Source organism: Sphingobacterium sp. R2, assembly GCF_040760075.1.
Classification (GTDB): domain Bacteria; phylum Bacteroidota; class Bacteroidia; order Sphingobacteriales; family Sphingobacteriaceae; genus Sphingobacterium.
Map to the genome: position 1 here is coordinate 2,592,112 of NZ_CP142884.1, position 12,352 is coordinate 2,604,463.

Below are 12,352 nucleotides of genomic sequence, written 5' to 3' on the forward strand. Positions count from 1 at the left end.
TTCTCCACACGAGCATAACTTTTGAATTTGAATTTGACCGTGTATGAAGAAGTGCTCGAAGTTCCGCCGGCCACCTGTCGGAGAGGGAATATTTGGATAATCTCTCTGTTCGTTGAATGGATGCGAATTTTCTCCCGTATACTGATTTTCTTATATTTGGAGTATCACTTTTAACAACGCCTAAATATCAATTTTATAATGAAATATCTTTTTGCAAGTCTATCAGTTTTGTTTTTAAACTTTGCACAAGCTCAAACCTCGATTAAGACAGAACTCTATATCATTGGAACTGTGCATGATTCCTCGGCTATTTTGAACCCGGGTATGCTATTTGAAATTATAGATAAGATCAGACCAGATATACTTTTGCAAGAAAATGATAGCGAACAAATGAAAGATTACGCAAAGGAAATCCGTCTAACTTCCAACGAGCAGACTGCTACATTAAGATATCTTAAAAAATATCCTGAGACACGCAATTTGCCATTCGAATTTGAGGGTAGAAATCAGTACCGAATAGATAGGGGGATGGTGCCGGCTGATTACCTTACCGTAAAGCTTATCGATAGCTTGTATCTTGTCGGTAAGTTAAGTGACAAAAATAAAGCCATCTATGAGAAATATAAAGAAGCGAATAATGCGCTGTTAAACTTTTCAAAAACAGATATAAAGACATTGAATTCAGTCGCTTTTGAAACTTTAAACAGATATAGACAAACTCTTCAACATCATGAGATTCCCAAAATAGCTAATTCCGAAGTAATTTTTGAAGAGAAATATGTAGTAAAGCCAAATGGTCAAAAGATTTCTTACCGAGATGGTTATCAGCTTTGGTGTAATTTTTGGGATTTAAGAAATAATACAATGGCTATTAATATCATCAAACACGCTAATCAGTATAGTGGAAAAAAAATAGTTGTCTTGACTGGAGTACAGCACAAGTATTATTTAAAAGAACTGCTCGATAAATATCAAGATGGTAGTTATCGTGTTATTGAATACTTTCAATAACACGATATATATGTTGTGAAGCCATATCGCGAGATGTGGCTTTTTTACGTGAAAAGGGCCTGATGCTAATCAGACCCCGTTCTCTTAGCGTTTATTTGTACAGTAATTTTTATGTTTCCTTTCGTTTCCTCTTTTTTGTTTCGTCATCCAATGATTATAAAGATTATTGGATTTTTACTGTACGACGCCAATTTTTATGTTGAACTTTCTTTCGAAATTTAGCATGTAGCCGCTTTGTATTGTAAGAAGATTCAATACCATCGATCGGATTTACTCTAAAATGGAGTATACGAAATAATCTATTTGTATATTCACCTCTACATTCCCGTCATTCACCGAGTTTTCCCGATCGTTGGTCTAATGACCATAGGCTAGGGGCGTATTGTGTTGTAGTTTTGAATCAACAAATAAGAACAACAGAACTAACACAACAAAATAAAGACATTATGAAAACTCTAGCAAAAACATTCGCAGCAGCAGCTTTAATCGCCGTATCAACTTTTGCAATGGCAGCTGAAGGACCTGGCGCAAAAGCAACAAAAGTAAACATTAACCTTTCTACTGCAGATTTCGCTTTAGAGCACTATGTTGCAGTAACTACAGAGGGCGAATCTTCAAGTGTAGAACGATTATTTGCAGCTGATTTCAATCAAAAGATCCAAGCATTCAACGCGCAAAATCATAGCCGTAGCGAAGTGGTCAAGCTATTGAAAAAGCAAAAAGGAGAGCACTTGAACTGTGCAGTAAGCACAGCTATCATCGAGGAATCGGCAGACTATATAGTCGCTAAAGTGACTTTGAAATTTGAGAACTTCACCAAGACTGATCTGGTTACTTTGGAGCGTGTGGGCAATGACTGGAAAGTATCCAAATCGATCAATTCGTATAAGTAGTATCCAATAACTAGTGGTTTGTCAGCTCAGGCAGACTACAAACCATTAGTGAATCATATGTTTAAGTTTATTTTAAAGGCCAGTTCGCGAGATCTGGCCTTTTTTTACGTTTGGAAATTTGGATTTAAATAACGAAAGGTTATTGTTTTTGTATAATACCATATTTCTTGTTTTGATCGCCTTTGGCGTTTGCTCCTGCATAGCTATCTAAAATCCGCATGGTGGCCGCTTTTAGGGAACGTCCGAATTCTGTGGGATGATAACCCGGTCCAGTAAAAAATTCCACCTCATGATTGATTTTTGAATACCATACTCTTCCTACATCCTTGGGACCTAGGGTATCTGGTCTTGTTATTTTCACAAATCCCTCAAGTTTGTTTTTATCTAAGCCTATTACTTGATAAGGCTGTGACTTACTCTGACAATCTATCTCAATATATTTTTCTCCATTCCAGCACATGCACTCTTCAGGCGTCAGAAAACGCACGATAGTTAATATTGCCAATACCAAAAGTGCTACACCTGAAAACCTCAATATAAGTTTGTTTTTTTTGAAAAATGGTCGGGGATATTTAAATCTGTCAATAATTTCCCGATTTTGCCCCATTTCATTTGAGTTGTTTTGAACGTCTAGATCGTCTATTAATTCTTCAGCTTTTTCTTCTTCCGGCTTATCCTGAAGTTCTTTTTTTTCATCCGTCAATGTAGAACTCATTTGTGAACCTTCCGGTGTTGGATCTTTATCGGTGATAGGGATTGAGGGGGCATCTAGTTTATCAGTCATTGATGAGCTTTTATCTTCATCTATTGGCGATGTATCTTTAGGCTCATGTAATGTTGAGTTATCATAGCTGTATCGGAATGGCCTCGGCTGGTAGTCTACGAGTATTGCGAGTAGTTTCACAACTCGGTCTTCAGGATCTTGCGTAATGTTAAGGGCAAATTTCTGCAATGCCTTTAATGACCCAGTATTATATTTCGCTATTGCTTCTTCCAAGTTCTTTTCTTTTTTATATGGATCAAAGAACTTTTGTAAAATTTCGATATCCTCGGGCGGTAAACCTTCGGATAATCTAACTAAGCAATAATCTCTTAGCTTGGCGGGAGAAGGATTAACTAATAAATCATCCAGCTCATGGTTGTTTTTCTTTGCCTCATATAGGGCAAGAACCTCTTCTTTAAATTTGGCAAATGTCGTTGGCATGGCATCAAAATTAAGCTAATTCTACAACGGAATTTACGGAATCCCGTAAGTCAATCCATTCTTTATACATCGGAATTCATAGAATCTTTAGCATTTTATCGGACCTTTCGGACCTATCGGAATCATTTGATAAAAAGGGTTTTAACGGACATAACTTTGTTCTCGAAGTCAGATGATGGATCGATTAAAATATAAACTAAGATACTAATCTGATTTCACAATGAGAAGATCTCGCGGTAGTCTTTAGCCGGTTTGGGAAGCAGCTTCTGCCTCCCGCGATTGACACTCTTACTTCCCAAAAAATTCAGAAGGCCTTCTGAAAACATTTGTAGCAATCCCGTGCATGGTGCACGGGACCTACCAAGTTTTTGACTTTTAATTTTTTGAGTTATGTGGAGTTTAATATTATATTTTTTATTTGGAATCGGTCAACCTTCTAATTCACAACCGAACACTGGCGCACCAACAGTGCAAACAGCAGACGCAACGCCGCCTGTAGATCCAGGAGATAACGGGGGAGATGGCGGCACAGTTCGCCCCCCTAGAAAATAATTAATTTAAATATTGAAAAGGCAGCATCTCGCTGCCTTTTTTATGATTAATCTGTTGCTTAATGATTAGATTTTTAATATTTTCGAATAAATTTAGCCTGATGTGAAGTATCTATATCTCCTAATAGCGTTTTCATTTTTTTCTTGTGTTCGTACCGAACAAAACGCTAGTATGAAAAAAGTTAATTCTTATTATGAATTAGCTTATGACCTTCTTGATGCTGGAAAATCGGACTCTTCATTTTATCTATTCGAAAAAGCAAAGCAAACCTTTTTAGACAATAAAGATAGCTTGGGCGTTGCAAAATGCTTGGTAAATATGGCGATCACACAACGAGAAAAAGGAGATTTATTCGGTGCACAAGAAACATCATTGGAAGCACTTAAATATTTGGACAAAAACAAACCTAATAACCGTATTTATCTTAGTACTAATTATAATAATCTAGCTATGTCATCTCATAGTTTGCAGGACTACAAAAGTGCATTAGAATTTTTTGATCTTGCAATAATCTTTTCAGACGACTCATTAAACACTAACATTTTTTTAAATAATTTGGCATTAAGTTACATGCAGTTAGATGATTTTGATTCTGCAGTAAAAATCTATCAAAAAGTTATTCAAAAGGTCAAGAGTGATCCCAAATCATACGCCCGAGTATTATCTAATTTAGCTATTGCCAAATGGAAAAGATCAAAAGATTATAATCCCGTACCTGAACTCCGAAAAGCACTGCTTATAAGAGAAAAAGAATCGGATTTGTGGGGGGAAAACTCGAGTTATGCATGGCTTTCTGATTATTACCAAGATAGGAAGCTAGATTCCTCTCTATATTACGCTAGAAAGCAATTCTCGATTGCAAAACAAATTAATAGTGGTGATGATCAGATTAAAGCTATAGAACGATTAATTAAAGTCATTAGTCCAGATTCCGTGACATTGTATTTTAATCAGTATAAACTTATCTCTGACAGCATCCAACAGGCCCGAGCAGCCGCCAAAAACCAATTTGCGCTGATCCGTTATGAAGTTGAAAAAAATAAAGCCGATAACCTGCGGCTGGAAAAAGAAAATGCCGAAAAGCAGAACCGCCTAGTTAGACAGCGCGCCATTACCGGCGCAAGTATCTTTTTACTCCTACTAGCTGTTGGTGGAGGGGCGCTTTGGTACAAACGACGCAAGCAACGTCTTGAACTGGAAGCACAGAATCGGGTTAAAGAAACGCAGCTTCATCTTTCAAAGAAGGTACATGATGTTGTAGCAAACGACATTTATCATGTGATGACGGAAGTTGAATATCGAGATGATCTGGATCGTGAAGTGCTGCTTGATAAATTAGAAATTATTTACAACCAATCGCGGGATATCTCACATAACGTTGAGCAACGGCCTACCGTTGAAGTTCCATATAATGAGCAAATTTCTACATTACTTAAGCCCTATGGCTCGAACAGTCGTCGTATATCGATCGTTGGAATTGATGCTGAGCAATGGTCCGATGTCAGTAAGCGCATTAGAGAAGAAATAAAACATATACTACAAGAGTTTATGGTCAATATGAAAAAGCATAGTGGGGCCGAGCGGGTCGTCGTGCGCATTGAAAAATCTGACCAACAGCTTAAAATTTTTTATAAAGATAATGGTGTTGGCCTACCAGCAGAAAGACCTCAGGGAAAAGGTATGGCGAATACGGTTTCCCGTATTGAAAGTCTAGGTGGCGGAGTTATCTTTGTCAGTGAACCGGGAGAAGGGCTCAGCATTACTGTCAATATCCCATTAATATAAAGATGATTGTTGTATGTTTAAAAAAGTACTTATTGCCGAAGACCACGATACAGAAAATTTTGCAGTACAAGTAACACTGCGAGACTTGGGAGTAGTTGATCCCGAATATGTTTATTATTGTGATCATGCCTTCGCTTGGATTAAGAATGCTATCCGTGCCGGAGAACCATATGACCTACTTATTACCGACATTAATTTTAAGGATGATGGTTCTGATCAGGAGATTCAGGATGGACTTTCGCTGATTAAAGCAGTTAAAGCTATTCAGCAGGATATTAAAGTTGTTGTAATGACCGTGCAAGAAATCACGACAGTAATCCATGAAATGTTCAAGGAAAAACAAATTGATGGTTATGTTTTGAAGGCACGCCGCGGAAGAGAGCATCTAAAAGAAGCCCTCCAGATGGTGTATCAAGGTAGAACATATCAATCTGCAGATAATAAGAAGGCTGTCCAAGATCTAAATGCATTTGAATTCTCCCAGCTTGACTTACAGATTGTTAATTTATTATATCAAGGTATTCCACAATATCAGATGCCTGAAATACTCAAACAGTTAGGTGCTAAAGCTTCCAGCCTGAGCACAATCGAGAAGCGCCTTAATCTGATGAAAGAATCTTATGGTTTCACCAACAATGCCCAGCTAATTGCACACTGTAGAGATGCTGAGCTGATATAACTTTTTCCATTACGGTTTTCCGTAAAGACTCTTGAGGGTATCGTGCTACCTTTGTGAAAGCAAGATAAATAAAGAGGTAGGAATATTTGCTGAAAACGATATCTACTGCATTCAAGATATTTAATGCCATATTTTAACCAATAAGATGATGAGAAAAGGCTATCGTAGGATAGCCTTTATTTGTTTCATGATTATATGTGAAGGCTAGGCTTATAAGCGGCCTATCTGAATGCAATACTTTTAATCAGCCGGATTTGAAAAGGTATTTATTGAGTTTAGTGCATAGTAAGCGATCCCATTGTCAGGATATTGTTTCAGAATTTCTTCGTAGAGCGCTTTTGCTTTTTCGGCTTGCCCGACCTGCACATAACAGAATGCGATATTACAAAGTGCCATTTCCCGATAACACATTTTTGAGGCACTCAACATCGTCAATGCACGATACTTGTCTACCCATGCGTTTCTAGTAAAAAAATCAAGACTCAGCTCAAAATGTTCTAAAGCCGCTTTGAAATCCTTCTGTTTGATAGCCTTCATTCCTTTGTTATGGCTTGAGGGAATAAGCTGTTGCAACAAAATAAATAACCCAGAAAATAAAACCACACCTATGAAAATTCCATGTTTTTGGAATAGAATTGTAAAAAATGCTATAAAAACAGCCCACACCAAGATGATGATTAGTATAGCAGACTGGGATACTTGCCGAACAATAGGAACATTTGCGCTCATACCGATGAATATATTGTTGGTTTTTATTTTTCTAAAGGTATCAAAATTCTCAAGAAATTCTCTCCTTCTTATCTGGATTACCTTAGGTTTTAAAGATTTTTTTATCTGATGTACCTCCTGAGGCGTCTTTACGGGAAACCGTAGAATCTCGGTTACGGTTTTTGATAGTTTTGAATCGATAAAGCAACAAATAGCAGAAAAGTCAATTAACCGTATTTAACTGAAAAACACTATGAACACAGATCAACTGATCCAAGATACACTCTCCGATAGCAGAGTCATCTACGAACGTGTTAGGCAAGAACTTTCTAAAGCTCGATCCGAAGTTCTGATAGCAATGGCCTGGTTTACCGATAATGAATTGTTTGCCACAGTTCAGGGATGCCTTGATCGTCACGTTAAAGTTTCTATTATTATCTCCGATCAGCCCGATAATGAAAAGCTTGATTTTTCACTTTTAGAAAAGCAGGGGGCTGAAGTAACCAAGGTCAAGAATGTCGGCTGGAGAATTATGAATCAAAAGTTCTGCGTGATCGATCAGAGCGTAGCCATAACAGGATCCTATAATTGGAGCAACAACTCCAAAAGTAACAACCATGTTAGCGTCATCGTGACCAATTACCCGAAGACCATTTCGGAGCTTACAGAAACTTTTCATGGAATCCGCACGAGGGCCATACGAATCAATAATGGTGAATCTTTGGAAGATATCATCTCATCTGAAAAACTAGAAATACCCATGCAGACGAAATTAGAAAATCAAACCTCGAGATACAAGGTGTCATCGGACAGAGATCTTAATTTTCAGCAGCAGTCCTTAAAAGAGTTTAAAGACGTGCTGGATAATATTATAGCTTCGGAGGTCGGCGCTTTTGATAAAGATTTAGTCAAACAGAGCGGGTATAATCGGGCCAAAGAAAACAATGGGGATCATCAGATACTTCACCAGGCGATGGACAGTCTTTACTCCAATTTTATCAATGAAATTGAAGTCATTGCCGAGAAGAAGGAGCGCTTGAAAGTCCGTATTGACGAACAGCAAAAGGTGAGTACGACCAATATGGAATTTAAGACCGAACAGGTAGTCGAAAAGATCAAAACCAATACAACCTTCGATCAGCAGAACCTGGATTCGGATATCAACATCTTGACAACAAAAATTGAAGAGAAGCGTCTGCAGATCAGCTCCAGCAATAATACCAAGATACCATTTTTAGAAAGCAAGATCGTAGCACTGAAGCAAAAGATTAGGGAGCTTGAAGTGGAGTTTGTAAAACCCAGTGTCAATAAACCTGTGATGGCCATACTGATAGCAACTACATTGCTGCTTGCCCTCTATATCTTTGTATTCTATTCTTCGGTAGCCTACATCTTTGTTTTTTCGAAAGAAGATATCAATAAAATGATTTTGATGGGAGCTGCCAATATTGAATCACCTGAAGTATTCAATCCACATGCGATCTCCAAAATAGGGCAGAAGGGATTGGGTGGTATACTATTCCTTTTTCTTTTTGTCGCCATTCCCTTGGCATTAGGGATGTATAAAGTGTTTAAAGACCTATTTGATTCAAAAGAAAAAGTAGAAACATCCAATAGGAGTATCTGGCAGAAAATTAAAGGTGGCTTTATTGACAACTTGGGAATTATTCTCATCGTCGTTGTCGATATTTTTATTGCTTTTAAGGTATCAAAAAACATCAATGACATCGAGCTGTTGACCAATCAGACAGACCAGCATCTTACCTTGTCAACCGTATTCCGGGACAGTAATTTTTGGCTGGTATTTATACTCGGAGCTTTGGGCGTTTTTCTATTTGGTTTCTTCTTTGAAAAACTATTGGCTCAGATCAACGAGCGTAATCTGTCCTTCCAACAACAGAAAACCAAACATATCGTACAGAGCCATCAGGCTGAAATCGAAGAATACCAAGAGCAGATCAATACGATCCAGCTCGATAACGATGCATTGCAGTCAGAACTCTTTGCATTGCAGGTCAACAAAGAAGAGAAGATAACACAGGTGCAGCAGCTGCCCATTCAACAGAACGAGCGAGTAGGAAGCTTACAGCATCAATTATTGACCTTCAAAGAGCGCATTAGCAATATCGGACAGATTTATAAGAGCCAGATTGACAATGATAAGTTGCCTATTTCCAAAGCCGAGATGGAAAATAGGGTCAATATCTATATGGAAGGATGGAGCAAATATTTATATGAAGTATACGCCATTCTTAAAGCCGAAAATAAAACCCGTGAAGCCGTAGGGGAATGTGAGGCTTGGTTGTCGAATCTAGGATTGCAATCTGATATCAAACATGAACTTTTAGAAGACCTTACAGCTTTTAACAACTAATCCATCACCCAATGAAAGTAACTAACATCTTGCCATTAGCCATTTTACCATTTTTTGTTGCTTGTATGAATGACGGTTCCTCCAAAGAGGAGGAGCTGCCCAATAATCAAGTGACGCTCAAAGACTATAATATTATTATTGCTCCAGATCTCTCCAACCGGATCAATATGGCGCTTTATCCCAAACCGATCCATGACACGGTTCTGATCAGCAGTTTAATTGGCCATAGCAGTGATCTGCTGACTTTGAATACCCGTCGTTCAGGGCAAGCCGATATTTATAAAATTGACTTTATCAACCGAGGGATATTGAACGGAACATCATTTGAGCCTAAGAAAATGACCATTGATTTTAATCGATTTGAAAACAACCAAATGGATCGGGTCAAATACATTCGCCAAGGATTGAAAGCTGACGAACAGCAGTTTTCTGACGAAGTGAAACGGGTATACGACTATTCCTTAAAAAATCAGACGGGCGCCGATGTCTGGAATTACTTCAATGAAACAGTAAAAGTCTCCCTGGTAGATGCTTCCCCAAAGCGCATACAAAGTGATAACAATATACTTGTTGACAAAAAAAACAACAATGTCGTTTTGCTTTTGACTGATGGTTACCTTGAGAATGCCAATAAGGGAAAGGGCTATCGCTTAGACCCTGCATTAATTGCTAAGATCCGCCAGGACTTTAAAGCAAGTAGAAAATCTGATCTGGCTGCATTTATTAAAGCTGATTCGGCCTATGCGCTTAATAAGACAGATTTCAACTTAAAAGATGTCAATATATTTATTGCTGAGTTAGTTGATCGATCTCTGGATAAATATGGTGTTGCAAAGGAACAGCCGACAGATTTTCAGATTATTAAGGTTGTTTGGGAAAAATGGCTGAAAGATAGCGGTTCGCCCAATGTCAAAGTTGTTCAGGCTGTCAATACCAAACAGGAGTTTTACCAAGAGTTTGAACAGTTTCTTAAAACACTATAGGCCACATGAAAAAATGGGTAAATATAATGATCAAACTGGGCGTAATTGCCCTGTTCTTTCTAATTGTGTTTTTGATGAGCTGTTCACATGCCGAACGCACGTTTAGATCGGTAGGTTTTTTGGAGAAGACCAATCTTCCGTATATTGAGGAGGTCAGGGTTTACAAAGTTGTAGACGGCGACACATTTTGGGTTAGGAACCGTCAGGGGAATAAAGTGAAAATTAGACTGATCGGTATAGATGCACCTGAGGATAGAAACGCCTTCCATAAAAAGAAACATCCATTTGGAATCGTCTCCAAAAGGTATCTAGACAGTTTGATTCTCGATAAGAATATTCGGTTGGAATATGATGTGGATTCACTTGATCGTTACGGGAGGACTTTGGCTTATGCTTATCTTCATGATGTTTTTGTCAACGAGAATATGATCAAGAATGGCTATGCTTTATTGATGACAGTACCACCCAATGTAAGGTATGCTTCACAGCTTGTAGAAGGACAAAACCATGCAAGATTAAATCGATTAGGACTTTGGAATTCAGACGCTGTACATAACTTGTATTAATACACTTCGACTGAAGATATAATTTAAACGCCTGTTCTCATATTGGATAGGCGTTAATATAAATCTTAAGTGATTGTATTTTTTGATGACTCAAGATCCTATCTGACATTTTAATTTTTTAATCATAATGCAGGGGCTTTCTATTTGAGCTCTAAAAGTTTTGTTAACCTCTATCGATGCTTTTAATAAAATTGTGCAAATAGGATAGGATGTTTGTTTTGCCTACAGGGTTTTGCGAGTGAGATAATACCTGAGGCAAAACCGGATGTTCCTGCAATAATTAAATCAAAAATATACTTCACAGCATCCTAACCCGACTACGCTTCTGTGCTGTCAACATTTAATCCCAGATCATGATCAAAAGAGATGATTGACAGAATCCCGTTTTTTGATATGTAAGCCACAAAATCTTGATAATTACGAATAACGATTCAATTAGTTAGTCAATATGGGACTATTCTTCCTTCGGCATATAGTAAGTCAGATCCGATGGTATTCTGATATCATCCAAAAATACATCTTTAACTTACACACTTTACGATACAGTGTTTATTTTGATAAAAGAGACTTCAATGCATAATCTATACTATTATTTTATAATATATCATACTTAATGTTACTGAAATGAAATTCCCTAGTAAATAATAGTCATTATAGTCTTTCTCTTCCTTTCTTCCTTCCTCCGTTTTTTCATTGTCAGGACTTTTTAATCTCGTGCCGAGTTTTAGGGCGCCGAATAAAGTTAGACTATGTGGAAATCCGGCGATTAGGCTATAGGTGAGGAATGCCCTTTCCAATAGACCTTTTAAGATAGATTTTATATCAATTAGATTGTTTTTTTTATTTTTGGGAGCAATAACCCAAAATATAAAGGTTATGAAAATTTCGATGGTGATTATTAGTAATATTTTACAAACAGTATTCATAATTTAAGTTTTTAGCTACATTTAATATTTCTTTAACGGCGAAGTATGATGATATATTTAATGTTTTCTCTCTTTTCCATATTAATGATCTATTTTTATTAAGATGTTCAGCCACTATCTTATAATCATAATTTTTCAAAAAGCTTGATATTAGCTGATAATCTTTCTCTAATTTCCATTTATCAACGATGTTTTGATAAATTTCAAATGAATTGTTGATTATTGTATTACAATTTGCATTATCTATGTCTATGTAAAACCTTTCTTCTTTTGATTTATTATTGTTTAATAGTTTCCTGGCTTTTGTTAAACCTTTACCAAGCATTTCGAACGCTATGTGATTATTTATATTTGTTTCTATCTCACCATATATCAATACATAGCGTAGTTTTAGTGAAAAATTATTATTTATAATAAATTCTTCGAGATCAATAATAACATCGATAGAACTTTTTAAATTTGCTATAATGCCTTGAAACTCATCTCCCAATGTTATTGTTAAAGGCGAAATCAAATGATCAATATATTTTTTATTAATGTAAGAAGTACATTGTTTGAATCGCTCAATTAGAAGTTCCTGATTATGATTGCTACTTCCAATAATATCACTCATTAAAATAAACTGTTTCATTATTTGTGAAATAAATATGTTTGTTTCAAATATAATGAAA

General features: G+C 36.9%; 11 protein-coding genes. 8 read left to right on the plus strand and 3 right to left on the minus strand.

The genetic code is table 11. The features are described from left to right. Window positions 1-198: 198 nt before the first annotated feature. Window positions 199-1,011, plus strand: a complete 813-nt coding sequence (locus VXM68_RS10770; protein WP_293936877.1) for a hypothetical protein — start codon at window positions 199-201, stop codon at window positions 1,009-1,011. A 446-nt stretch (window positions 1,012-1,457) separates the two neighbouring features. Continuing rightward, entirely contained in the window at window positions 1,458-1,904 is a 447-nt protein-coding gene (locus VXM68_RS10775; protein WP_367211231.1) for a nuclear transport factor 2 family protein, read from the plus strand. A gap of 139 nt (window positions 1,905-2,043) precedes the next feature. On the opposite strand, the gene VXM68_RS10780 is transcribed toward VXM68_RS10775, so the two are convergent. Beyond that, window positions 2,044-3,108, minus strand: a complete 1,065-nt coding sequence (locus tag VXM68_RS10780) for a hypothetical protein (RefSeq protein WP_367211232.1) — start codon at window positions 3,106-3,108, stop codon at window positions 2,044-2,046. A 390-nt stretch (window positions 3,109-3,498) separates the two neighbouring features. Here VXM68_RS10780 and VXM68_RS10785 point away from each other — a divergent pair, with 390 nt between their 5' ends. The 3 genes from VXM68_RS10785 (at window position 3,499) to VXM68_RS10795 (ending at window position 6,124) form a co-directional block, all read left to right on the plus strand. Beyond that, window positions 3,499-3,660, plus strand: coding sequence for a hypothetical protein (locus VXM68_RS10785; RefSeq protein ID WP_367211233.1), 162 nt, complete (start codon window positions 3,499-3,501; stop codon window positions 3,658-3,660). A gap of 171 nt (window positions 3,661-3,831) precedes the next feature. Further along, entirely contained in the window at window positions 3,832-5,445 is a 1,614-nt protein-coding gene (locus VXM68_RS10790) for an ATP-binding protein (protein ID WP_367211234.1), read from the plus strand. A gap of 13 nt (window positions 5,446-5,458) precedes the next feature. Then, entirely contained in the window at window positions 5,459-6,124 is a 666-nt protein-coding gene (locus tag VXM68_RS10795; RefSeq protein ID WP_367211235.1) for a response regulator, read from the plus strand. Window positions 6,125-6,364: 240 nt separating this feature from the next. Here VXM68_RS10795 and VXM68_RS10800 read toward each other — a convergent pair whose 3' ends face one another. Further along, window positions 6,365-6,853, minus strand: coding sequence for a tol-pal system YbgF family protein (locus tag VXM68_RS10800; protein WP_367211236.1), 489 nt, complete (start codon window positions 6,851-6,853; stop codon window positions 6,365-6,367). A gap of 232 nt (window positions 6,854-7,085) precedes the next feature. On the opposite strand from VXM68_RS10800, the gene VXM68_RS10805 reads away from it, so the two are divergent. From VXM68_RS10805 to VXM68_RS10815, 3 genes are read left to right on the plus strand one after another with little or no spacing between them, the layout of a single operon-like run. Continuing rightward, window positions 7,086-9,206 carry a phospholipase D-like domain-containing protein gene (locus VXM68_RS10805; RefSeq protein ID WP_367211237.1) on the plus strand — a complete coding sequence of 707 codons (2,121 nt, stop codon included), beginning with the start codon at window positions 7,086-7,088 and terminating at the stop codon, window positions 9,204-9,206. A gap of 11 nt (window positions 9,207-9,217) precedes the next feature. Continuing rightward, window positions 9,218-10,189, plus strand: a complete 972-nt coding sequence (locus VXM68_RS10810; RefSeq protein WP_294185831.1) for a hypothetical protein — start codon at window positions 9,218-9,220, stop codon at window positions 10,187-10,189. Window positions 10,190-10,194: 5 nt separating this feature from the next. Continuing rightward, the gene (locus tag VXM68_RS10815) at window positions 10,195-10,755 is read left to right on the plus strand and encodes a thermonuclease family protein (protein WP_312365020.1); all 561 of its coding nucleotides are present in this window, start codon (window positions 10,195-10,197) and stop codon (window positions 10,753-10,755) included. A gap of 909 nt (window positions 10,756-11,664) precedes the next feature. On the opposite strand, the gene VXM68_RS10820 is transcribed toward VXM68_RS10815, so the two are convergent. Beyond that, on the minus strand, window positions 11,665-12,312 hold the full coding sequence (locus VXM68_RS10820) for a SatD family protein (RefSeq protein WP_367211238.1): 648 nt from the start codon (window positions 12,310-12,312) through the stop codon (window positions 11,665-11,667). Window positions 12,313-12,352 lie beyond the last annotated feature (40 nt).